Below are 21,735 nucleotides of genomic sequence, written 5' to 3'. Positions count from 1 at the left end.
GCAGACGAAGGCGATCGATGGATCTCACCCGCTTCCCCCGTGTCGCACTCACCGATGGGCCGACGCCGATCCGCTCCCTCGACCGTCTCTCGACCCATCTCGGGCCCGAGCTGAACGGCGTCCGCCTGTTCGTGAAACGCGACGACATCGGCCCCGTGGGCCTGGGCGGCAACAAGCTGCGCAAGCTCGAATTCCTGCTCGGGCAGGCGCTGGCGGAGCGGGCGGATACGGTGATCACTGTCGGCGCGCTGCAATCGAACCACGCCCGGCTCACCGCCGCCTCCGCTGCGCGGATGGGGCTGGCCTGCGAGCTGTTCCTCACCCGCAGCGTTCCGCGGGAGGACGCCGATTATACCGCCAACGGCAACCGGCTGTTGCAGGACCTTTTCGGTGCCCGTGTCCATCTGCTGCCGGGCGAGGCGGATTCGCTGCCGCAGGCCGAGGCGCGGGCGGAGGCGTTGAGGGCGGAGGGGCGGCGCGTCTACGTCTTCCCCTCCGGCGGGTCGAGCCCGCTCGGCTGCCTCGGCTACGCGGCTTGCGCCGCCGAGATCCTGGAGCAGGCGGCCAATCTCGGCCTCGCCTTCGCCCGCATCGTCGCGCCGAACGGCAGTTCGGGCACCCATGCGGGGCTCGCCGCCGGCCTCGCTGCCGCCGGCCGCGACCCTCATCTCGCCCAATCCTACACGGTTCTCGCCCCCGAGCCCGAGGCGACGGCCGCGACGCTGGCCAGGGCCCGCGACACCCTGGCGCTGATCGACGGCAGCCAGACGCTCTCCGATGACGCCATTCTCGTGGACGGCGCCCATCGCGGGCCGGGCTACGGCATCCCGACCGAGGGCATGCGCGAGGCGGTGCGGCTGATGGCCCGCACGGAGGGGCTGCTGCTCGATCCCGTCTACAGCGGCAAGGCGTTCGCGGGGCTGCTCCACGACGTGCGCGCCGGCCTGTACGAGCGCGGCGCGGCGGTGCTGTTCGTGATGACCGGCGGCGTGCCGGGGTTGTTCGCCTATCGGAGCGAGTTTTAGCGCATCGCCCCGAAGGGTAATCACCGGCTTTCGGAAAAGGCGCCGCAAAAACAGGCGCTTAGCGACGCTCCTTCAAGGGCACGGCCGTCACGAAATGAGCTGTGTCGTCGGGCAGAAGGCGCCAAACCGTCCGCACGAAGGGCGAGCGGCCATTCGGCGCCTGAAGCGGGCCCTCGTAGATGAGCTTGACGTCACCGAGGGGCGTCAGTCCCTCATTCGCCAAGTGCTCCGGCTTGGCGTGGGCGAGGAGTGCTTGCGCCAGAATCTCGGGTGCATCGCCGGAGAATCCGAAAACCGCCAGGAAGCGGGCCTTCGATCCACCGTCGGGATGCGCTGGGTTCAAGAGATAGCCGCCGATCTTCTCTGAACTGATGGCAAAGGCTGTCGGCGATCGAGTTGGCCTGCTCAAGGCTTCGGGGCCAGGGCGCTCGGCAGTACCGTTGCCAGCCCGGCGACAGGTGTCGTGAATTCCACTTCGTAGGCCGCGCCGTCGCGCCACACGCCGACGATCGTTCCCTCGGAGCCGGCGGCGACCGTGTCGCCGTCATCGGTCGTCACGTCGGCCGTCAGTACGACCCGGTCGAGATCCTTGAAAGCGGATCGCGGTGCCTGTCGGCGCAGGATGTAGAGTGCCTCGACCGTCATGGCCGAAGATTAGGCCGTATGGTGATTTCCGCAAGCCATCGTGCCGCGCCATCACCGCTCCGTCAGCTTCATCTCGATCCGGCGATTTCTGGAATAGGCCTCCTCGCTCGTTCCCGAATCGAGCGGCTGGAACTCGCCGAAGGCGCCGGCCAGGAGGCGCTGCGGCGGCAGGCCCTTGCTCCGCAGATACTGCACCACGGCGATGGCACGCGACGCCGACAGCGCCCAGTTCGAGGGGAATTGCGCCGACTGGATCGGGCGGGCGTCGGTGTGGCCATCCACGCGCAGCACCCAGGGGATGTCGGCGGGGATTTCCCGCGCGATGTCGAGGATCGCCCCGGCGATCCGGTCGAGTTCCGGTCCGGCCTCGGGCTTCAGCGCGGCGGAGCCGGCGGCGAACAGAACCTCGGATTGCAGCACGAAGCGGTCGCCGACGATGCGGACATCGGTACGGGTGCCGATGACCTGACGCAGCCGCCCGAAGAAGTCGGAGCGGTACCGGGCGAGTTCCTGCACCCGCTGGGCGAGCGCCACGTTGAGGCGGCTGCCGAGTTCGGCGATGCGGGCTTGGCTCTCCCGGTCGCGGGATTCGGAGGCCGCCAGCGCGTCTTCGAGCGCCGCGAGCTGTCGGCGCAGGGCACGGATCTGCTCGTTCAGAAGCTCGACCTGATTCTGGGCCCGCTGGGTCGCGCCGCGCTCGGCCGCGAGCTGGGCATCGACGTCGGCGCTCTTGCCCTGGGCCGCCTCGCTGGCATCGGCGAGCGCCCGGAGCCGGTCGCGCTCGGCTTCCGTGGCGGTCAGGGTGTTGCGCAGGCCGGACGCCGCCTCTTCCTGGGCGCGGCGGCCGGACCGCTCCAGCGCCAGCAGGTCGGTCAGGTCGGCGATCTGCCGGTTGAGGCGGGTCAGGACCGCATCGCGTCCCGTCAGCTCCTGCGAGAGGAAGAACTGCCCCACCACGAAGACGGTGAGCAGGAAGACGACGGCGAGCAGGAGCGTTGCCAGCGCATCGACATAGCCCGGCCAGACGTTGAGGCTGCGCTGCGCGCGCGCGCGGATCGACGCCATGCTCTCAGTTGACCTTCTCGCGCGCCAGCCGTTCGAGCACCTGCTTCAGCTCCCGCTCTCGGGCAGCCTGGGCCTCGACCCAGTCGCGGATCATCTGCTGCTCGGCGCGCATGTGCTGCACGAGCCCCTGGATGCCCTCGGCGAGGTTGGTCATGGCCTGGGTCGCACCTCGGCCCCCGGCCCCCTCGGCGATGACGCCGCTCAGGCGGTCCACCGCCGCCTGCAACTCGCGGGCGACGGCGGGGTCGTGCTCCGGCGCCGGGCGTGCCGCGACGGTGGCCGTGGCGACTGCCTGCTCCTCGCCGGAGACGAGCCAATCCTCCAGCTCGTTGTGGAAGCGCGAATGGGCCTGACCTGCCTGAAGGTCGAGGAAGCCGACGATCAGGGAGGAGGCGAGGCCGAACAGCGAGGCGGAGAAGGCGAGGCCGATGCCGGAGAGCGGCACGGCGAGTCCGCTCTTGAGTTCGTCGAACATCACAGCCGCGTCGCCGCCGCCGCGCATGCCGCCGATCACCGAGCCCACCGCCGAGAGCGTCTCGATCAGGCCCCAGAAGGTGCCGAGCAGGCCGAGTAGGATCAGGATGCCGGCGATGTAGCGCAGGATTTCGCGGCCCTCGTCGAGCCGCACGGCGGTGGTGTCGAGATGCGCCCGCGTGCTCGACAGCGTCATCCCCTCGCGCCGCGCCGCGATGGCGGGCAGCAGCGGCCCGAGCAGGGCCGGCCGGTCCTTCGGGTTCTGCCCGGCGGCGACCGCGTTGACGTAGCGCACCTCGCCAAACAGCCGCGTCACCTGCCCGAAGGCAAGCAGCACCGCGATCAGCAGCACGCCAAGGATCAGCCCGTTCAGGCCCGGATTGGCGAGGAAGGCCGGGGTGATCTGCTTGTAGAGGACGAAGGCGAGAAAGCCCGCGAGCGCCAGGAACACCAGCATCCGCACCAGCGTCATGCCGGGCTTGGCGAGGGGAGGCATGTCGAGGGACGCGGAACGGGCCGCCATCGGGTCCATACTCGTGTTGGGCCTGACGCCGGGACCGGCGGCACCGCTGTGTCGAAACCGGCGGCACTGTGGCGGCTCGGCCTGCCGCGATCAAGTCGCGGCCGATCGGGTAATCGGGCCAACGGCAGCCTTCCCTGGTCGCGAATCGTGGCAAGCCGTCCGATCTGTCGAGATCCGCCCGTGACCGATCATCCGGGAGCGGGCTCATGCGCCGTCGATGCGGACGGTGCACTCGCCCGCAAAGCCAGGCTTGCAAGCTAGGCAGAGACGTTAGACAGAAGCCGTGAGCCGTGTGGGTACAAGTGAGATCACGATGAAGAGGTTGGGTTGCCTTCCGATCGTCCTGATCACGGGCGCCTCGTTATGGCTAATTCTTCAGATCTACACGTCTGTTTGGCCTGTGGAGGAAGCTGTCGTGCCTCTTCCAATGGGTAATGCTGTTGCCCGCTTCCAAACGTGGGGAGGTGGATGGGGAACACTGCCTTTTGTTCTGCGTGTAGACACTCCACGCGGAACGATATCGACGAAGCTATGGGCGGATTGGGGGCCGGCTGGCGAAATCAATTTGTATCAAACATCCGAGAATTGGCTTGTTGGCATAGGTGGCGGCGGTGAAACTATCGTTATCGACGTCATGAGTGCGTCGGGGCCGAGGGTTGTGATTGGCGAGGAGCAGAAAACAACAAACGACGAGAATTGGAAATATCTAGGAATTGCTTTTAGAAGTGTTTTTGCTACCCCCGAGTCAGTGCCCGAATGTATAGCATTGCTTGGAGCTGGGTATACACCGTATAGGAAAAAGTTCCAAGTCGATCATTCCTGCTCATGGCCGATTCGTAAGGATTCGTAGAGCCGTCATTGAAGGATCTCTCGAACGACATTTGAGTAAAGGGCCGGATTCCAATGGTATTTTTTTGAGAGCTTCGAGGAGTAGCTCTCTGGACATACGATAGGCGCGGCCTCAATCCCACTCGCGCGGCCAGGTCTCTTCCAGATGCGGTCCGAGGCGCACGGCCCAGACCCGCTTGGCCAGCCCCGTCGCGTCGTCAGTCTCGACCGCGATGCCGCACAAGGTGCCCTCGCCGGTGGCCGCCTCGAGCCGTGAGCCCGGCGTCTTCTGAAGGAAGCGGCGCACCGGCTCGTCCTTCTGCATGCCGAGCACGGAATCGTAGTCGCCGCACATCCCGGCATCCGACAGGTAGGCGGTGCCGCCCGGCAGGATGCGGTGATCGGCGGTCGGCGCATGGGTGTGGGTGCCGACGACGAGGCTCGCGCGGCCGTCGAGGAAATGCCCCATGGCCTGCTTCTCGCTGGTGGCCTCGGCGTGCATGTCGACGATCACCGCATCCGCCGCCGCACCGAGCGGGCAGGCATCGAGTTCCCGGTCGGCCGCGGCGAAGGGGTCGTCGAGCGGGTCGAGATAGATCCGGCCCATCACGTTGACGACGAGGACACGCCCCCCGCGGGGCGTCTCGATCACGGCGGCACCCCGGCCCGGCGTGCCGGGCGGGTAGTTCGCCGGGCGGATCAGACGCGGCTGGCGGGCGATGAAGACGAGCGCCTCGCGCTGGTCGAACGAGTGGTTGCCGAGGGTCACCGCGTCGGCGCCGGCCTGGAGGATCTCGTCGCAGATCGATTCGGTGATGCCGAAACCGCCGGCCGCGTTCTCGCCGTTGATGACGACGCAATCGAGACGCCAGCGCTCGCGTAAGGACGGAAGACGTTCGGTGACGGCGTAGCGGCCGGGACGTCCGACGATGTCGCCGAGGAAGAGGATGCGCATGCAGCATCGGCCCGAAAGATGGTCGCCGGCGTCTCGGAAGAGCCGATGCGAGCGAAATGAAAGGTCTAGCTTTCCCGGAGCGGCACGGGACCGGCCTCGGTCACGAGATGGTCGAGCGGGCGGTCATGCGGTTCGGCCGGGACCTGCGCAATCTCCTGAACGGAGAAGGCGATGCCGACGGTCAGCACCGGGCCGTTCTTCGAGAGCCGCTCGATCGCCTGATCGTAATAGCCCGCGCCGTAGCCGATGCGCTGGCCCGCGCGGTCGAAAGCGGCGAGCGGCACGATCAGGGCGGTGGGGTCGAGCGGGGGCAGGTCGTCGCGGGGCTCGCTGAGGCCGAAGCCGCCGGTCACCAGTTCCTCGCCCGCGCGCCATTCGCGGAAGACGAGGCCCTGCTTGGTGACCTTCGGCAGCGCGACCCGCTGGCCGCGGGCGAACAGGCGCTCGATCAGAGGGCGCGGGTCGATCTCGGAGCGGATCGGCCAGAAGGCGCCGACCAGCGGCGCCCCGGCCAGCTCGGGAATGGCCGCGATGGTCTCGGCGGCGCGCAGCGAGCCGGCCTTGCGGATCTCGGGCGAGAGCGCGTCGCGGCGGCTGAGTGCCTCGGCGCGGAGGCTCGCCTTCAGGGAGCGTTCGGGAGAAGAGTGCGGAGCCACTTGAGCCGTTGGAGTGTCGATCCCGGGAAACCTACAGTGTAGGTGGGCGCCGTGTTGGCCAAGTCCACGGACGAGGCCAGTGACAGCTCCCTGGGGAGTCGATAAGGCCCCGGGGAAAGTTCTCCTGACGAACTCTGCAGCCCCGCCCGCCAGAGATAGACGCGCTCGCGTCCCGGCGCCAGGGGCGATCGCGTCACGCCTCAGATAATTCGAAGCTGGCGCGACGATCCAGCCATCCTCGGGAGGTCCGCGCCCCGGTCATCCGCCGCGCTCGGCCTCGCCCTTGCCACCGGAGGGGCCGCCCGGCTGACCCGCCAGCGCCCGCGCCAGCCGGTCGATCCGCTCGGCGGCGATGCCGACACCGCTCGCGAGCCGGGCCTGATCCGCCACGCCCTGGGCCGCGTGCTGCTCCAGGTCGGCGATGCGGCGGCGCGCTTCGAGCAACTCGTCGGCCAGCGTCAGCGAGGCCATGACGTGCAGGCGCATGTCGCCGATCTCGCCGAAGGTGCCGCGCATCTCGGTGACACGGTCGTCGAGGCTCTTGGCCAGGGCCGCGAGATGGTCCTCCTCGCCGGGGCCGCAGGCCATCCGGTAGCTCTTGCCCGCGATGGTGACGTTGACGTGCGGCATCCGCGTTTGAACCTGACTCGAACTCAGCGCCCGGACGGGCCGGACAGCACGTCTTCCACCGTCTCGATGGCGCGATCGAGGCGGCGGTTGACCTCGCCGGTGGTCGAATTCATCCGGGCGAGCCGCGCGCCCGCCGCATCGAGTTCGGCGGCGAGCCGCACCCGATCCTCCTCCAGCAGGGCGAACTCCGTCTCCCGGTCGCCGCGGCTGCGCTCGGCTTCGAGCTTGCGGGCCACCGCCGTCTCGAGCAGCGCCAGCGCCGTGTCGAGCCGGTGCAGCGCCTCTTCCAGCCCGACGCCGTCCTGCCGTCTGCCCTGCGCAGCCTTCGTATCCGCTCGCGCCATATCTCGCGCCATCTCCACCCGTCGGTTGCCACTCCATCGGAGCCGGCCACGAAACGCGTCCCGCACCGCGACGGCCAGAACGCAAACGGCCGGCGGCGGAAGGACTTTCGCGGTACTCCGAACCCGCGCTGCGAACAGGTTTCAGCCAAGCGCATTCGAAATTCCAGACAATTCACAGGCTTGCCCCCGATCTTTGACAGCCTCGGGCGCCATGTTAGAGAGCCGGCGCCCGGCTCCGATCCCCCGGCGCGGGGCCGCCCTACGGATTCTCAAGACCGTGACTTTCTCCGGCTCCCCGCTCAGACCGTCCGCCGACCGGACGTCTGCGGGCCGCCTCACGGTTCATCCCCCGTTCAGTGCCGCCCCGCTTGGAGCGGTCTCGCCTTCATCGGGCACCGCGCGCGGAAGCCGCCGGCTGGCCCGACCGTTGTCCCATCGGCGCGCGGGTGCGCCCCATTTCGAAGGAGTCACGCCGTGACCGTCAAGGTTGCCATCAACGGGTTCGGGCGCATCGGCCGTAACGTGCTGCGCGCCATCATCGAAGCCGGCCGCACCGATATCGAGGTCGTCGCGATCAACGATCTCGGCCCGGTCGAGACCAATGCCCACTTGCTGCGCTACGATTCCGTGCATGGCCGCTTCCCGGCCGAGGTCGCGGTCGAGGGCGACGACATCGTCATCAACGGCAAGCGCATCCGCGTCACCGCCGTGCGCAACCCGGCCGAGCTGCCCCACCGCGATCTGGGCGTCGACATCGCGCTGGAATGCACCGGCATCTTCACCTCGAAGGACAAGGCGAAGGCCCATCTCGACGCCGGCGCCAAGCGCGTGCTCGTCTCGGCGCCCGCCGACGGCGCCGACCTCACGGTCGTCTACGGCGTGAACCACGACAAGCTCACGGGCGAGCATCTCGTCGTGTCCAACGCCTCCTGCACCACGAACTGCCTCGCGCCGGTGGCACAGGTGCTGAACGATACGGTGGGGATCGAGCGCGGTTTCATGACCACGATCCACTCCTACACCAACGACCAGCCCTCGCTCGACCAGATGCACAAGGATCTCTACCGCGCCCGCGCCGCGGCGCTCTCGATGATCCCGACCTCGACGGGTGCGGCCAAGGCCGTCGGCCTCGTCCTGCCGGAGCTGAAGGGCAAGCTCGACGGCACCGCGATCCGCGTGCCGACCCCGAACGTCTCGGCGGTCGATCTCGTGTTCACGGCCAAGCGCGCGACCTCGGTCCAGGAGATCAACGACGCGATCAAGGCAGCGGCCGCCGGCCCGCTCAAGGGCGTGCTCGGCGTGACCGACCGGCCGAACGTGTCGATCGACTTCAACCACGATCCGCACTCGTCCACCTTCCACCTCGACCAGACCAAGGTCATGGACGGCACCTTCGTGCGCATCCTGTCCTGGTACGACAACGAGTGGGGCTTCTCGAACCGCATGGCCGACACCGCCGTGGCCATGGCCAAGCTGATCTGACGCACTAGCTACGCCTGACGAGGGGCGGCCGGCCGTTCGGGCCGGCCGCCCCGATTGTCTTCGAGTTCCCATAGAGTACCTCACGAAACTCCCGCTGACCGACCGCCTCTCGCCTGCCGTGACGGTGAAGCGAGAGTTTCGTGAGAGACACTCAGGCGAGCCCGGCTCGCCGAAGCTTCAAGGTGCGTACGCGATGACCGAAACCTCGCCGGCCAAGCCTTCCGGGACCGATTTCATCCCCGCCCCCTCTTCCTCCTCCGCGCCGCCCGCCGCCGTGACGCCCGCCGCCGCGCCGCCGACCGTCGGCAAGGCCGAGCTGTCTGCCGCCGGCGCCGTCAACCACGCCGACCAGCTCGCCCGCATCGAGGACAAGACCGCGCGCATCGAGGACAAGTACGCCCGCTCCGAGGCGCTGCTCTCGCGCGTCGAGGAAAAGGTCGAGACGGCCTCGACCCGGATGAACGACGCCGCCCGGCAGGTCGACCTCTCGTCCCTGCGCAGCGAAGTCCGCACCCTGTCCGACCGGGTCGGCCGCCTGCCCGGCACCGGTGCCCTCGTTCTCACCGCCATCATCACCGCCGTGCTCACGGTCGCGCTGATGGTCGCCGTGCAGCGGCTGAACCTCGACCGGATGCTGCCGCACAGCCTCGACGGCAAGAGCCAGACCCAGAGCCAGACGACGCCCGCCAATCCTCCTGCCTCCAACCCGTAGAAATCAGACGCCGCCATGACGGATTTCCGCACCCTCGACGATGCCGGCCCGCTCCCCGGCAAGCGCGTGCTGCTGCGCGTCGATCTCAACGTGCCGATGGAGGGCGGACGCGTCACCGACGCGACCCGGATCGAGCGAGTGGTGCCGACGATCCGCGAGATCGCCGATGCGGGCGGGCGGGTGATCCTGCTGGCGCATTTCGGCCGCCCCAAGGGCAAGCCTGACCCGAAGGACTCGCTCAAGCCCATCCTCTCGACGCTTTCGGAGAAGCTCGGGCGGCCGGTGGCGTTCGGTGAGGATTGCGTCGGCGCGGCCGCCGCTTCCGCCGTCGCGTCGCTCAAGGACGGCGATGTGCTCCTCCTCGAAAACACCCGCTATCACGCGGGCGAGGAGAAGAACGATCCCGACTTCGCCAAGGCGCTCGCCCGGAACGGCGACATCTACGTCAACGAGGCGTTCTCCGCCGCCCACCGCGCGCATGCCTCGACGGAAGGGCTCGCCCGCCTGCTGCCGGCCTATGCCGGCCGCCTGATGCAGGCCGAACTCGATGCCCTGACCAAGGGGCTCGAGGCTCCGGCCCGCCCGGTCATCGCCATCGTCGGCGGCGCCAAGGTCTCCACCAAGATCGACCTGCTCGAAAACCTCGTCGCCAAGGTCGACATGCTGGTGATCGGCGGCGGCATGGCTAACACCTTCCTGCACGCGCAGGGCAAGGATGTCGGCAAGTCGCTCTGCGAGAAGGATCTCGCCGAGACCGCCAAGCGCATCCTGGCCGCGGCCAAGGAGAAGAACTGCACCATCATCCTGCCGGTCGATGCGCTGGTGGCCCGCGAGTTCAAGGCCAATGCCGAGAACGAGACCGTACCGGTCGATGCCGTGCCCTCCGACGCGATGATCCTCGATGTCGGCGCCTCCTCGATCGCCACGATCGACGGCGCCATCGAGGAAGCCCGGACGCTGGTCTGGAACGGCCCGCTCGGCGCCTTCGAGCTGACGCCGTTCGACACGGGCACGGTCGCGGTCGCCCAGCACGCCGCCCGGCGGACCAGGGCCGGCCAGCTCGTCAGCGTCGCCGGCGGCGGCGACACGGTGGCGGCCCTCAACCATGCGGGCGTGGGCGAGGACTTCTCCTACGTCTCGACGGCGGGCGGCGCCTTCCTCGAATGGCTGGAGGGCAAGGCGCTGCCCGGCGTCGAGGCGCTGCGCACGCAGGGCTGAGGCCGGATCGGCCGCACCGCGACGCGGGCGGCGGCGACAAACCCGCGCATATTTCAGCGCCGGGCCGCAGGCTGGCGGCACCGGCGCACCTATATAGGCCGCAGCAAGGGACAGGCCCGGCTGAGGCCGCATCGCACGAGGATCGAACCATGGCACGCATCACCCTCCGGCAGCTCCTCGATCACGCCGCCGAGCACGGCTACGGCGTGCCCGCGTTCAACCTGAACAACATGGAGCAGGGGCTCGCCATCATGGCGGCGGCGGATGCCACCGACTCGCCGGTGATCCTCCAGGCGAGCCGGGGTGCCCGCGCCTATGCCAACGACGTGGTGCTGGCCAAGCTCATCGACGGCCTCGTCGAGATCTATCCGCACATCCCCGTCTGCATGCACCTCGATCACGGCAACAACGAAGCCACCTGCGCCACCGCGATCCAGTACGGCTTCACCTCGGTGATGATGGACGGTTCGCTGAAAGCCGACGGCAAGACCCCGGCGGACTACGATTACAACGTCGAGATCACCCGCAACGTCACGAAGATGGCCCACTGGGCCGGCGTCTCGGTCGAGGGCGAGCTCGGGGTGCTCGGCTCGCTGGAGAGCGGCCAGGGCGAGGCCGAGGATGGTCACGGCGCGGAAGGCGTGCTCTCCCACGACCAGCTCCTGACCGACCCTGACGAGGCGGTGAAGTTCGTGGCCGCCACCAAGGTCGATGCGCTGGCGGTGGCCATGGGCACCAGCCACGGTGCCTACAAGTTCACGCGCAAGCCCGACGGCGACGTGCTCGCCATGGGCGTGATCGAGGAGATCCACCGCCGCCTGCCGACGACCCACCTCGTCATGCACGGCTCCTCCTCGGTGCCGCAGGATCTTCAGGACATCATCAACCAGTATGGCGGCGAGATGAAGCCGACCTGGGGCGTGCCGGTGGAGGAGATCCAGCGCGGCATCAAGCACGGCGTGCGCAAGATCAACATCGACACCGACAACCGCATGGCGATGACCGGTCAGATCCGTAAGGTGCTGTCCGAAAACCCCTCCGAATTCGATCCGCGCAAGTACCTGAAGCCCGCCATGGAGGCGATGACCAAGCTGTGCCGCCAGCGCTTCGAGGAGTTCAACACCGCCGGTCAGGGCTCGAAGATCCGCCCGATCTCGGTGGCCGAGATGGCGAAGCGCTACGCCAACGGCTCGCTCGACCCGAAGATCGACGCGTGATCCGTCATGGCTGAATCAGAGTCGGCCGCGGTCCGGCCCCGCCTCGCCCTCCTCACCCCCTACGGCCTCGGCACGTCCGAGGCCGAGGCGACGGCGCGGGCGCTCGATGCCGCCTGCGCTGCGGGGGATGTCGCGGCGGTGATCCTGCGTCTGGCGGCGTCCGACGAGCGCAGCCTCGTCGCCCTCGTCAAGCGGCTGGCCCCCCCGGCGCAGGAGCGCGGTGCGGCGGTGCTCGTCTGCGTGCCGGGCTTTACCGGCGATATCGTCTCCGTCGCGGCCCGCGGCGGGGCCGACGGGGTGCATCTCGACCGCGCCGACGAAGACGCTCTGCGCGATCTGCGCGGGCGCCTGCGTGATGGGCGCATCCTCGGGACAGGCGGCGTGCTCGGCTCGCGCAACGCGGCGATGGTCGCGGGCGAGACCGGCGTCGATTACCTGATGGTCGGCGGCCTCTTCCCCGACGGCGTCGCCCCCGATGCCGAGGACGTGCGCGAGCGTGCGGCGTGGTGGGCCGAAATCTTCGAGACGCCCTGCATCGCGGTGGCGACCTCCCCAGACGACGTCGCGGCGCTCGTGCTGACGGGTTCCGAGTTCGTCGGGCTGGAAAGCGCCCTGTGGCTCGACGATCCCGAAGGGGTTCGGGCCGCACAGGCGCAGCTCGACCGGGCGCGATGATTTTTTTCGAGGAAAGGACCGTGGCGGTGCCCTTCGAAGCCCTTTCCCCTCTGCGGAGGAAGGGAAGGGCGCGTGGGCGCACGGGGACGGCCGCACTCCGAGCGGGAACCCTGTCCCTCGCGGTCTTAGGCGCCTGTGCCGTCCTCGCGCTCGACATCGGCGCTCTGCACGCGGCCCCGAAGCAGCCGGCCACGAAGGAGCCTGTCGCGCAGACGCCGGCCAAGCCGAACCTGCTCAACCTCAAGCGTGAGCTGCCCTCGCCCTACTCGGCCAATGTCCAGGGGGCGCAGCCCACGACGGCGAACCCGAATGCCGACGCCGCCTACGGCGCCTATCAGCGCGGTCGCTACGTCACCGCCTTCCGCGAGGCGACCAAGCGGATCGAAGCGAACCCCAAGGACGCCGCGGCGATGACGCTGCTCGGCGAACTCTACAATCAGGGCCTCGGGGTCAAGCCGGATCCCAAACGCGCGCACGAATGGTACCGGCTGGCGGCCGTGCAGAACGATCCCAACGCCATGGCCTCCCTCGGTCTGATGGCGATGGACGGGCGCGGACAGCCCAAGGACGAGAAGGCCGGCCGGGCTTGGCTCGAACAAGCGGCCCGCAAGGGACAGCCCACCGCCTGCTACAATCTCGCTCTGATCCAGCTCGCGAGCGACAAGCCGGCGGATCTGGCCGCCGCCCTGGCCAATTTCCGGGCGGCGGCCGAGGCCGAGATCCCAGCCGCGCAATATGCGCTCGGCGTGCTCTACCTCCAGGGCAAGGGGGTCTCCAAGGACACGACGCAGGCCGCGCAATGGTTCCGCCGCGCCGCCGACAACGGCGACCTCGGCGCCGAGGTCGAGTTCGCGATCCGGCTGTTCAACGGCGACGGCGTCCCCAAGGACGAGCCGCGCGCCGCCCGCTACTTCCTGCACGCGGCCCAGCGCGGCAACGCCATCGCCCAGAACCGGATCGCCAAGCTCTACGTCGCCGGCCGCGGCGTGCCCAAGAACCTGATCGAGGCGGCGGCCTGGAACCTCACCGCGGCCTCGCAGGGCCGCGCCGACCCCGGCCTCGATCAGGCGACGGCCGGCCTCAACCCGGACGAGCGCAAGCGCGCCGAGGCGCTGGCGGCGGACCGGGTGAACCTCGCGCCCTAACGTCCGGGATACCCGATCCGGAACGATGCTCCGAGCCGTCGCGCCGGCATCGTCTTTTTCCGAGAGCCCGCAACCCCTTTCGGGACGATGCCCGCAACGATTGCCGAATTGTCGGCGCGTTTGAAACGAAGAAGCGGGGTCGCGGGCTGGCACATCCGGCCGCGCTTGCGCGAGGATGTGACGGTCACGCTGCCATGCGCTCTCGTACAACCGCGTGACAGGAGCCCGAATGACCTCCAGCCTTCTTCGCCGCAAGCCCTTGCATCTGGAGCACGGTGAAGAGCGTCGGCTGGCACGAACGCTCGGCTGGCCGCACCTCATGGCCCTCGGTGTCGGCGCGATCGTCGGAACCGGCATCCTCACGCTCATCGGCGTCGGGGCGGCCAAGGCCGGGCCTGCGGTGATCCTGTCCTTCGCCATCGCCGGCGCCATCTGCGCCTGTGCGGCCCTCGCCTATGCCGAGATGGCGACGATGATCCCGGTCTCGGGCAGCGCCTACACCTACAGCTACGTCGTGCTCGGCGAGATCCTTGCCTGGATCATCGGCTGGAGCCTGATCCTCGAATACTCGCTCGTCGTCAGCGCGGTGGCGGTCGGCTGGTCCGGCTACGCCGCGCCGCTGCTCGAGAACCTGTTCGGGTTTCCCAAGGCGCTGATGCAGGGCCCGGATGCGGGCGGGATCGTCAACCTCCCCGCGGTCGCGATCATCGTCGTCGTCGCCGTGCTGCTCCTGCGCGGCACGCGCGAGAGCGCCACGGTCAACGCCGCGCTGGTGCTGGTGAAGATCGCCGCGCTGATCGTCTTCGTGGTCTTCGCGCTGCCGGCCTTCGACGCCGGCCATCTCGAACCGTTCAACCCGTTCGGCTTCGTGAAGAGCGTGAGCGCCGACGGGGTCGAGCGCGGCATCATGGCGGCGGCGGCGATCATCTTCTTTGCCTTCTACGGATTCGACGCCATCGCCACCGCGGCCGAGGAGACGCGCAACCCAGGGCGCGACCTGATCATCGGCATCGTCGGATCGATGGCGGCCTGCGTCCTGATCTACGTCGCGGTCGCGGTCGCTGCGGTGGGGGCCGTGTCCTACACGCGCTTTGCCGATAGCCCGGAGCCGCTGGCGCTGATCCTACGCGAACTCGGCCGGCCGGTGGTGGCGCAGTATCTCGCGGCCTCGGCGGTGATCGCGTTGCCCACCGTCATCCTCGCCTTCTTCTACGGCCAGAGCCGGATTTTCTTCACCATGGCCCGCGACGGGATGCTGCCGCAGAGCCTGGCAAGACTCTCCTCCGCCGGAACGCCGGTTCGGATCACCCTCTTCACCGCGGCCGTGGTGACCGTGCTCGCCGGGCTCGTCCCGCTGGGCGAACTCGCCGCACTCGCCAATGCCGGGACGCTCGCGGCCTTCGTCGCCGTGGCGGCCTGCATGCTGGTGATGCGCGTCCGTGCGCCGGATGCCGCCCGCACCTTCCGCGCCCCGGCCCCATGGCTCATCGGAGCGATCACGATTCTGGGCTGCGGGTATCTGTTCTTCAGCCTGCCTGCGACCACCCAACTCTGGTTCGCGGTCTGGAACATCCTCGGATTGGTGTTCTACGGGCTCTATGGCCGCAGGAACGCGGTGGTTGCGGGCTGACCGCCTCGGGCGGCGACCGTCAGGCGCGATCGGCGAGGTCGCGCAGAACCGCGGGGATCATCTCCGGCAGATCCTCGGAGATCAGCCCCGGCCCGAACCGCAGGCCCGCATCGCCGTGCAGCCACACGGCGGCGCAGGCCGCCTCGAACGGGTCCAATCCCTGCGCCAGCAACCCGGCGACGAGGCCGCCGAGCACGTCGCCGGAGCCGGCGGTGCCGAGATGCGGCGTGCCGTGGTCGTTGATCGACGCGCGTCCGTCCGGGGCTGCGATCACCGTGTCGGCGCCCTTCAGCACCACGACCGCCCCGGCGATGTCTGCCGCCCGCGCGGCCCGCTCGACTTTCGTCAGCCCCTCCGCCATGGCCTCCGTGCCGGAGAACAGCCGCGCGAACTCGCCCTGGTGCGGCGTGAGCACGGCCCGTGCTTCGCCGTCGCGGATGTGGCGGGCGAGGGTGCGCACCTCGCTGCGAAAGCTCGTGAGCGCGTCGGCGTCGAGCACCAGGGTGCGCCCGGCATTGGCCGCCACCGCGACGAGGTCGCAGGTCGCCGGGCCGGTCCCGAGGCCGGGGCCGAGCAGCAGCGCGTTCAGCCGCTCGTCGGCGAGCATGTCATCGAGGTCGTCGGAGTTCTCGCAAGGGCGCAGCATGATCGCGGTGAGCTGAGCCGCATTCTCCGCCAGCGCCGAAGCGGGTGAAGCCATGGTGACGAGCCCTGCGCCGACCCGCAGCGCTCCGCGGGCGGCGAGCCGGGCCGCACCCGTGCGGTAGGCCGGGCCCGAGAGCACCAGGGCATGGCCGCGGGTGTATTTGTGGCTGCCGGCGGTGAGCCGCGGCAGCGCCCACAGGCCGGGCGCATTGCGATACAGTGCGCGGGTCTCTCCGGCGATCCCGGCGGCGAAAGCGGCCTCGCCCGTGCCGATGTCGGCGACGTGCAGAGCGCCGCAATGGGTCCGGCCGGGCTGGAGCAGGTGGCCGGGCTTCAGCGCGACGAAGGTCACCGTCTCGGTTGCCTCCACCGCGACCCCGCGCACCGCGCCGCGATCGCCGTCGATGCCGCTCGGTACATCCACGGCGAGCACGGGGATGCCCGACCGGTTCACCGCCTCCACGAGGGCGCGGGCCGCCCCTTCCAGATCGCGGCAGAGGCCGGCGCCGAACACGGCGTCGATGATGAGATCGGCCGCCGGAATCCCGGCCTCTACGGCGCCCACCGGGCCGGTCCAGGCCTCGGCGGCGAGCGCGGCATCGCCCTTGAGCACGTCGCGCTCACCGAGCAGACGCAGATCGACGCGGTAGCCGGCCTCATTCAGCAGGCGGGCAGCCACGAACCCATCGCCGCCATTGTTGCCGGGGCCGCACAGCACGAGCATCCGGCCACTTTCCGGGACCAAGGCGCGGGCACGCGCGGCGACGGCGGCGCCCGCCGCCTCCATCAGCGTCAGGCCCGGTGTGCCACCGGCGATCGCTGCGGCATCGACCCGGCGCATCGCCTCAACGGTGAGCAGCCGATGCGAGGCTTGGGGGGATTTCACCGGCTCATGCATGCAACTGGCTCAGCCTATGCCTGTAAATTGATCGTTTTCAGCGAAATTGCCTACACATTCTGCTTTGTTTGCACATTCCGCGAGCAACTTCCCGGCCCCGTCATCCAAATCGCCGTGGCGGTCGCGCGACGGCGATGGTACATAAAAGGCTGACTAAGGGACCAGGCGGATCAGGCTTTTCCGGATGAAGAAGATCGAGGCGATCATCAAGCCGTTCAAGCTCGACGAGGTGAAGGAAGCCCTCCAAGAGGTCGGTCTTCAGGGCATCACCGTGATCGAGGCGAAGGGCTTCGGCCGGCAGAAGGGCCACACCGAACTCTACCGCGGCGCGGAGTACGTCGTGGATTTCCTGCCCAAGGTGAAGCTGGAGATCGTCCTCTCGGACGCCCTTGTCGAGGGTGCCGTGGAAGCGATCCGCAAGTCGGCCCAGACCGGCCGCATCGGCGACGGCAAGATCTTCGTCTCGACGATCGAGGAAGCCATCCGCATCCGCACCGGCGAGACCGGCACCGACGCGATCTGATCCGGGCGCCCCCGCTGCCCTGGCCCGCCTCGTGAAGGGCCGGCCTCGTCCGCGCTTGCCGTGAAGCGCCGTAGCCGAGCGACGCCGTGCCCGATCTCGACAGTATCGTCAAAGACATCGCCGCTGAGATGCGGGCGCGGCCCGATCGCGGCGCGGTGGCGAGCTACATTCCCGAACTGGCTCGCGTCGACGCTCAAGGCTTCGGCCTCGTCGTGATCGACGGTGACGGGCGGGTCGCGGCCGGGGGGGATGCCGACACCCCCTTCTCGATCCAGAGCATCTCCAAGGTCTTCACCCTGACGCTGGCGCTCGGCATGGTCGGCGACAGGCTATGGCGCCGGGTCGGCCGCGAGCCCTCGGGCAGCCCGTTCAACTCCATCGTGCAGTTGGAGCGGGAAAACGGTATCCCGCGCAATCCCTTCATCAATGCCGGCGCCATCGCCGTCACCGACGTGATCCTCTCGGGCCACCAGCCGCGGGAGGCGTTGGGCGAGATCCTGCGCTTCATGCAGTTCGTGGCGCAGGACGACAGCATCACGATCGACGAGCGCGTGGCGGCCTCCGAGAAACGGACGGGCTTCCGCAACGCGGCGCTCGCCAACTACATGCGCTCCTTCGACGTGATCGAGAACCCGGTCGATTACACGTTGGGCGTCTACTTCCATCATTGCGCCATCGCGATGACCTGCCGCCAACTCGCCACTGCCGGGCTGTTCCTGGCCTATTCCGGGCATCACCCGCTGGCCGGCCACTCGGTGATCTCGGCCGAGCGGGCCCGGCGCATCAACGCCATCATGCTCACCTGCGGCCATTACGACGGCTCGGGCGATTTCGCCTACCGCGTCGGCCTACCGGGCAAGAGCGGCGTCGGCGGCGGTATTCTGGCCGTTGCGCCGGGCAAGGCTTCGATCTGCGTCTGGTCGCCGGGGCTGGATGCGGCCGGCAATTCCCATCTCGGGCGCATCGCCCTGGAGATGCTGGTGAAACGGACCGGGTGGTCGATTTTCGGGGCGTGAAGCGCGCCGGCTGCCCTAAGCGTACCGATCCCCGCATCCTTGCCCTCCATCCTGAGGTGGCCGCGTCAGCGGCCCTCGAAGGATTCTCCAGGGATCGCACGGCTACTGAAGGATCCTTCGAGGCCTCCGCTTCGCTGCGGCACCTCAGGATGACGGCGAGGCCGGGATAAGCAAAAACCGCCCCCGCCTTGCGGCGGGAGCGGCTGTCTCAAGCCACGATGTCCGGCCTCGAAAGTCTTACGCGACGGCCCTCTGCGCGGCTTCGCCCGGGAGCGGAACCTCGGAGATCGTCTTCAGAACCTGCGAGGCGATCTGGTAGGGGTCGCCCATGGAGTTCGGGCGGCGATCCTCAAGGTAGCCCTTGTAGCCGTTGTTGACGAAGGAGTGGGGCACGCGCACCGAGGCGCCGCGGTCGGCCACGCCGTAGGAGAATTTGTTCCACGGCGCCGTCTCGTGCTTGCCGGTCAGGCGCATGTGGTTGTCAGGGCCGTAGACGGCGATGTGGTCGTCGAGGTTCTTCTCGAAGCCGGCCATCATCGCTTCGAAATACTCTTTGCCGCCGGTCTCGCGCATGAACGTCGTCGAGAAGTTGCAGTGCATGCCCGAGCCGTTCCAGTCGGTGTCGCCGAGCGGCTTGCAATGGTACTCGATGTCGATCTCGTAGGTCTCGCACAGGCGCTGGAGCAGGTAGCGGGCCATCCACATCTCGTCGGCGGCCTTCTTGGAGCCCTTGCCGAAGATCTGGAATTCCCACTGGCCCTTGGCCACTTCGGCGTTGATGCCTTCGTGGTTGATGCCCGCGGCAAGACAGAGGTCGAGATGCTCCTCGACGATCTTGCGGGCCACGGCGCCGACATTCGATGAGCCGACGCCGCAATAGTACGGGCCCTGCGGGGCCGGGTAGCCGGTCTCGGGGAAGCCGAGCGGGCGGCCGTTCTTGTAGAGGAAGTACTCCTGCTCGAAGCCGAACCACGCGCCGGCGTCGTCGAGCACGGTCGCGCGCTTGTTCGACGGGTGCGGGGTCTTGCCGTCCGGCATCATCACTTCGCACAGCACGAGCACACCGTCGGTGCGGGCCGGGTCGGGGAAGTGGCGCACGGGCTTCAGCACGCAGTCGGAGGAGGAACCCTCGGCCTGCTGCGTCGAGCTGCCGTCGAAGCCCCAGAGCGGGAGCTGCTCGAAGGTCGGGAAGCTGTCGTACTCTTTGATCTGCGTCTTGCCGCGCAGGTTCGGTGTGGGCGTGTAGCCGTCGAGCCAGATGTACTCGAGCTTAAACTTGGTCATTCGCAGTCTCTCGTACCTTGAGGATCCGTGTCCTGACGAAACCTTTGCGGAACCGGCGTCGTTGAGAATCTGCCCGACCGTTGGATCGCGGCGTCCGGCGGGTGACGTCCCCGCCGCATCCGAGACGCCGATCCACCGGCGAGCAGGGCGACAGCCCGACCCCCGAGCGCCCACTGTGCGGGCGGACGCTCCGGTTTCCGCCCAAGCATGTCGCGTGCCAGTCGCCTTGGCTGCGATGCGGTGGACGGTGCGGCCAATATGGCCGTCCGAGGGCCCGTCTTGCAGACGAAACACCCCGAACGTCCCGCGATTGCGCGGTTTTTTGCCTGCCGACGGGTGGCAACGGCGAAGCGCGGACGATATCGTCCCCGCGGCCGGCGAGACCGGCCGGGGACGCGAGAGGGGGCCGGACCCGGATCAGGAGCGACGCCGCGGGCGTGAAGCCGCCCCGTCGAGACGCGCCGCTTTCCCGATCAGCCCATCGCGCCCCAGGAACGGACCGGCTCGGACCGCGCCCGGACGCGGCCGGTGGTTCGCCGCCCCGCTTACAGAATTTGCCGAGGAGACGCACAGCATGAATACGGCCGCCGATGTGCTGAAGGCCATCAAGGACAATGACGTCAAGTACGTCGACTTCCGCTTCACTGACCCGCGCGGCAAGTGGCAGCATGTGACCTTCGACGTCTCCCTGATCGACGAGGAGATGTTCACGGACGGCACCATGTTCGACGGCTCGTCGATCGCCGGCTGGAAGGCGATCAACGAGTCCGACATGCTGCTGATGCCGGACCCGGTCACGGCCTGCATGGACCCGTTCTTCTCCGCCTCCACGATGTCGATCGTCTGCGACGTGCTGGAGCCCTCGACCGGCGAGCCCTATGCCCGCGATCCGCGCTCGACCGCCAAGCTCGCCGAGGCGTATCTGCGCTCCACCGGCATCGGCGACACGATCTATGTCGGCCCAGAGGCCGAGTTCTTCGTGTTCGACGACGTGAAGTTCGGCGCCGACCCCTACCATACCGGCTTCCAGCTCGACTCGACCGAGCTGCCGACCAACGGCTTCACCGATTACGAGGGCGGCAACCTCGGCCACCGGGTGCAGACCAAGGGCGGCTACTTCCCCGTCCCGCCGCAGGATTCGGCCCAGGACATGCGCGGCGAGATGCTGGCCGCGATGCAGTCGATGGGCGTGAAGGTCGAGAAGCACCACCACGAGGTGGCGAGCGCCCAGCACGAACTCGGCATGAAGTTCGACACGCTGACCCTGCTCGCCGACCACATGCAGATCTACAAGTACTGCATCCACAACGTCGCGCAGAGCTACGGCAAGTCGGCGACGTTCATGCCCAAGCCCGTCTACGGCGACAACGGCTCCGGCATGCACGTGCACCAGTCGATCTGGAAGGACGGCAAGCCGCTGTTCGCCGGCGACAAGTACGCCGACCTCTCCCAGGAATGCCTGTGGTACATCGGCGGCATCATCAAGCACGCCAAGGCGCTCAACGCCTTCACCAACCCGTCCACGAACTCCTACAAGCGCCTGGTGCCGGGCTACGAGGCCCCCGTGCTGCTGGCCTACTCGGCCCGCAACCGCTCGGCCTCCTGCCGTATCCCGTGGACGACGAACCCGAAGGCCAAGCGCGTCGAGGTCCGCTTCCCCGATCCGATGGCCAACCCGTATCTCGCCTTCTCGGCGCTGCTGATGGCCGGCCTCGACGGCATCCTCAACAAGATCGATCCGGGCCCGGCGATGGACAAGGATCTCTACGACCTGCCGCCGCGCGAGCTGAAGAAGATCCCGACCGTCTGCGGCTCGCTTCGCGAGGCGCTGCAGAACCTCGACAAGGACCGCGCCTTCCTCAAGGCCGGCGGCGTGTTCTCGGACGACCAGATCGACTCGTTCATCGAGCTGAAGATGACCGAGGTGCTGCGCTACGAGATGACCCCGCACCCGATCGAGTTCGTGAACTACTACTCGTTGTAACGGTCGCGCCGACGGGCGAGGCGGCGTACGCCCGCAGGACGCGGACGCCGTCTCACGAAGCCCGCGCGGTCCCTGGCCCGAGGCGGTCTCCACCGTCCCGAGGGGACCGGGCGGATGCCCTGCGACGTGAGGGGGCCGGAGCGATCCGGCCCCTTTTTATT

General features: G+C 68.5%; 21 protein-coding genes and 1 other RNA gene. 11 read left to right on the top strand and 11 right to left on the bottom strand.

Features of this window, described 5'->3' with window-relative positions:
* The first annotated feature begins 17 nt into the window (after positions 1-17).
* A complete protein-coding gene (locus tag E4V01_RS00820) occupies positions 18-1,025 on the top strand; it encodes a D-cysteine desulfhydrase family protein (protein WP_135297074.1) in 1,008 nt (335 codons plus the stop codon).
* 58 nt (positions 1,026-1,083) lie between these two features.
* Here E4V01_RS00820 and E4V01_RS26645 read toward each other — a convergent pair whose 3' ends face one another.
* The 9 genes from E4V01_RS26645 to E4V01_RS00775 form a co-directional block, all read right to left on the bottom strand.
* On the bottom strand, positions 1,084-1,524 hold the full coding sequence (locus E4V01_RS26645) for a DUF6883 domain-containing protein (RefSeq protein WP_371688501.1): 441 nt from the start codon (positions 1,522-1,524) through the stop codon (positions 1,084-1,086).
* A complete protein-coding gene (locus E4V01_RS00810) occupies positions 1,431-1,670 on the bottom strand; it encodes a DUF4926 domain-containing protein (RefSeq protein ID WP_135297073.1) in 240 nt (79 codons plus the stop codon). The genes E4V01_RS26645 and E4V01_RS00810 overlap by 94 nt, the downstream gene beginning before the upstream one ends.
* 51 nt (positions 1,671-1,721) lie before the next feature.
* Positions 1,722-2,735, bottom strand: a complete 1,014-nt coding sequence (locus E4V01_RS00805; protein WP_135297072.1) for a peptidoglycan -binding protein — start codon at positions 2,733-2,735, stop codon at positions 1,722-1,724.
* A 4-nt stretch (positions 2,736-2,739) separates the two neighbouring features.
* Positions 2,740-3,732, bottom strand: coding sequence for a MotA/TolQ/ExbB proton channel family protein (locus tag E4V01_RS00800; protein WP_135297071.1), 993 nt, complete (start codon positions 3,730-3,732; stop codon positions 2,740-2,742).
* Between the two features lie 961 nt (positions 3,733-4,693).
* Positions 4,694-5,515 carry a TIGR00282 family metallophosphoesterase gene (locus E4V01_RS00795; RefSeq protein WP_135297070.1) on the bottom strand — a complete coding sequence of 274 codons (822 nt, stop codon included), beginning with the start codon at positions 5,513-5,515 and terminating at the stop codon, positions 4,694-4,696.
* Between the two features lie 65 nt (positions 5,516-5,580).
* The gene (locus E4V01_RS00790; protein ID WP_135297069.1) at positions 5,581-6,171 is read right to left on the bottom strand and encodes a 5-formyltetrahydrofolate cyclo-ligase; all 591 of its coding nucleotides are present in this window, start codon (positions 6,169-6,171) and stop codon (positions 5,581-5,583) included.
* Positions 6,161-6,317: non-coding RNA, 6S RNA (gene ssrS, locus E4V01_RS00785), on the bottom strand. Before ssrS ends, E4V01_RS00790 begins: the two co-directional genes overlap by 11 nt.
* 112 nt (positions 6,318-6,429) lie before the next feature.
* Positions 6,430-6,801: a cell division protein ZapA gene (locus tag E4V01_RS00780; RefSeq protein ID WP_135297068.1), complete on the bottom strand. Its 372-nt coding sequence runs from the start codon at positions 6,799-6,801 to the stop codon at positions 6,430-6,432.
* A gap of 23 nt (positions 6,802-6,824) precedes the next feature.
* Entirely contained in the window at positions 6,825-7,145 is a 321-nt protein-coding gene (locus E4V01_RS00775) for a DUF4164 family protein (protein ID WP_003602920.1), read from the bottom strand.
* 474 nt (positions 7,146-7,619) lie between these two features.
* Between E4V01_RS00775 and gap the strand changes: the two genes are divergently transcribed.
* From gap to E4V01_RS00740, 7 genes are all read left to right on the top strand, one after another.
* Positions 7,620-8,627: a type I glyceraldehyde-3-phosphate dehydrogenase gene (gene gap, locus E4V01_RS00770; RefSeq protein ID WP_060769871.1), complete on the top strand. Its 1,008-nt coding sequence runs from the start codon at positions 7,620-7,622 to the stop codon at positions 8,625-8,627.
* Positions 8,628-8,820: 193 nt separating this feature from the next.
* Positions 8,821-9,339 (top strand): hypothetical protein, encoded by a 519-nt coding sequence (locus tag E4V01_RS00765; protein WP_135297067.1) that lies wholly within the window; start codon positions 8,821-8,823, stop codon positions 9,337-9,339.
* A 15-nt stretch (positions 9,340-9,354) separates the two neighbouring features.
* On the top strand, positions 9,355-10,557 hold the full coding sequence (gene pgk / locus E4V01_RS00760; protein WP_135297066.1) for a phosphoglycerate kinase: 1,203 nt from the start codon (positions 9,355-9,357) through the stop codon (positions 10,555-10,557).
* Between the two features lie 149 nt (positions 10,558-10,706).
* Complete coding sequence (gene fba / locus E4V01_RS00755) at positions 10,707-11,774, top strand: class II fructose-bisphosphate aldolase (RefSeq protein ID WP_135297065.1); 1,068 nt, start codon at positions 10,707-10,709, stop codon at positions 11,772-11,774.
* A gap of 6 nt (positions 11,775-11,780) precedes the next feature.
* Positions 11,781-12,449: a thiamine phosphate synthase gene (locus E4V01_RS00750; protein ID WP_135297064.1), complete on the top strand. Its 669-nt coding sequence runs from the start codon at positions 11,781-11,783 to the stop codon at positions 12,447-12,449.
* Positions 12,446-13,594: a tetratricopeptide repeat protein gene (locus E4V01_RS00745; RefSeq protein ID WP_193763119.1), complete on the top strand. Its 1,149-nt coding sequence runs from the start codon at positions 12,446-12,448 to the stop codon at positions 13,592-13,594. The genes E4V01_RS00750 and E4V01_RS00745 overlap by 4 nt, the downstream gene beginning before the upstream one ends.
* 229 nt (positions 13,595-13,823) lie before the next feature.
* Positions 13,824-15,224 (top strand): amino acid permease, encoded by a 1,401-nt coding sequence (locus E4V01_RS00740; protein ID WP_135297063.1) that lies wholly within the window; start codon positions 13,824-13,826, stop codon positions 15,222-15,224.
* Positions 15,225-15,243: 19 nt separating this feature from the next.
* Here E4V01_RS00740 and E4V01_RS00735 read toward each other — a convergent pair whose 3' ends face one another.
* Positions 15,244-16,767: an NAD(P)H-hydrate dehydratase gene (locus tag E4V01_RS00735; RefSeq protein ID WP_135297062.1), complete on the bottom strand. Its 1,524-nt coding sequence runs from the start codon at positions 16,765-16,767 to the stop codon at positions 15,244-15,246.
* A 184-nt stretch (positions 16,768-16,951) separates the two neighbouring features.
* Here E4V01_RS00735 and E4V01_RS00730 point away from each other — a divergent pair, with 184 nt between their 5' ends.
* Both E4V01_RS00730 and E4V01_RS00725 read left to right on the top strand, forming a co-directional pair.
* A complete protein-coding gene (locus E4V01_RS00730) occupies positions 16,952-17,290 on the top strand; it encodes a P-II family nitrogen regulator (RefSeq protein WP_003600526.1) in 339 nt (112 codons plus the stop codon).
* Positions 17,291-17,376: 86 nt separating this feature from the next.
* A complete protein-coding gene (locus E4V01_RS00725) occupies positions 17,377-18,306 on the top strand; it encodes a glutaminase (RefSeq protein WP_060769878.1) in 930 nt (309 codons plus the stop codon).
* A gap of 237 nt (positions 18,307-18,543) precedes the next feature.
* Here the strand turns inward: E4V01_RS00725 and E4V01_RS00720 are convergent, their stop codons facing one another.
* Entirely contained in the window at positions 18,544-19,590 is a 1,047-nt protein-coding gene (locus tag E4V01_RS00720; RefSeq protein ID WP_060769879.1) for a glutamine synthetase beta-grasp domain-containing protein, read from the bottom strand.
* 574 nt (positions 19,591-20,164) lie between these two features.
* Between E4V01_RS00720 and glnA the strand changes: the two genes are divergently transcribed.
* On the top strand, positions 20,165-21,574 hold the full coding sequence (glnA, locus tag E4V01_RS00715; protein WP_060769880.1) for a type I glutamate--ammonia ligase: 1,410 nt from the start codon (positions 20,165-20,167) through the stop codon (positions 21,572-21,574).
* The last annotated feature ends 161 nt before the right edge of the window (positions 21,575-21,735 follow it).

Source organism: Methylorubrum sp. Q1 (assembly GCF_004683995.1).
GTDB lineage: Bacteria > Pseudomonadota > Alphaproteobacteria > Rhizobiales > Beijerinckiaceae > Methylobacterium.
Note: the sequence above shows the minus strand (reverse complement) of the source record. Positions and strands in the feature narration are given on the sequence as shown.

Excerpts from the sequence above, each read along its gene's own strand:
- E4V01_RS00720 (WP_060769879.1), bottom strand. The coding sequence starts at position 19,590 with ATGACCAAGTTTAAGCTCGAGTACATCTGGCTCGACGGCTACACGCCC.
- E4V01_RS00740 (WP_135297063.1), top strand. The coding sequence starts at position 13,824 with ATGACCTCCAGCCTTCTTCGCCGCAAGCCCTTGCATCTGGAGCACGGT.
- E4V01_RS00805 (WP_135297072.1), bottom strand. The coding sequence starts at position 2,735 with ATGGCGTCGATCCGCGCGCGCGCGCAGCGCAGCCTCAACGTCTGGCCG.
- E4V01_RS00780 (WP_135297068.1), bottom strand. The coding sequence starts at position 6,801 with ATGCCGCACGTCAACGTCACCATCGCGGGCAAGAGCTACCGGATGGCC.
- E4V01_RS00800 (WP_135297071.1), bottom strand. The coding sequence starts at position 3,732 with ATGGCGGCCCGTTCCGCGTCCCTCGACATGCCTCCCCTCGCCAAGCCC.
- E4V01_RS00810 (WP_135297073.1), bottom strand. The coding sequence starts at position 1,670 with ATGACGGTCGAGGCACTCTACATCCTGCGCCGACAGGCACCGCGATCC.
- E4V01_RS00775 (WP_003602920.1), bottom strand. The coding sequence starts at position 7,145 with ATGGCGCGAGCGGATACGAAGGCTGCGCAGGGCAGACGGCAGGACGGC.
- pgk (WP_135297066.1), top strand. The coding sequence starts at position 9,355 with ATGACGGATTTCCGCACCCTCGACGATGCCGGCCCGCTCCCCGGCAAG.
- E4V01_RS00735 (WP_135297062.1), bottom strand. The coding sequence starts at position 16,767 with ATGCATGAGCCGGTGAAATCCCCCCAAGCCTCGCATCGGCTGCTCACC.
- E4V01_RS00745 (WP_193763119.1), top strand. The coding sequence starts at position 12,446 with ATGATTTTTTTCGAGGAAAGGACCGTGGCGGTGCCCTTCGAAGCCCTT.
- E4V01_RS00765 (WP_135297067.1), top strand. The coding sequence starts at position 8,821 with ATGACCGAAACCTCGCCGGCCAAGCCTTCCGGGACCGATTTCATCCCC.
- E4V01_RS00795 (WP_135297070.1), bottom strand. The coding sequence starts at position 5,515 with ATGCGCATCCTCTTCCTCGGCGACATCGTCGGACGTCCCGGCCGCTAC.
- E4V01_RS00750 (WP_135297064.1), top strand. The coding sequence starts at position 11,781 with ATGGCTGAATCAGAGTCGGCCGCGGTCCGGCCCCGCCTCGCCCTCCTC.
- glnA (WP_060769880.1), top strand. The coding sequence starts at position 20,165 with ATGAATACGGCCGCCGATGTGCTGAAGGCCATCAAGGACAATGACGTC.
- fba (WP_135297065.1), top strand. The coding sequence starts at position 10,707 with ATGGCACGCATCACCCTCCGGCAGCTCCTCGATCACGCCGCCGAGCAC.
- E4V01_RS00820 (WP_135297074.1), top strand. The coding sequence starts at position 18 with ATGGATCTCACCCGCTTCCCCCGTGTCGCACTCACCGATGGGCCGACG.
- E4V01_RS00730 (WP_003600526.1), top strand. The coding sequence starts at position 16,952 with ATGAAGAAGATCGAGGCGATCATCAAGCCGTTCAAGCTCGACGAGGTG.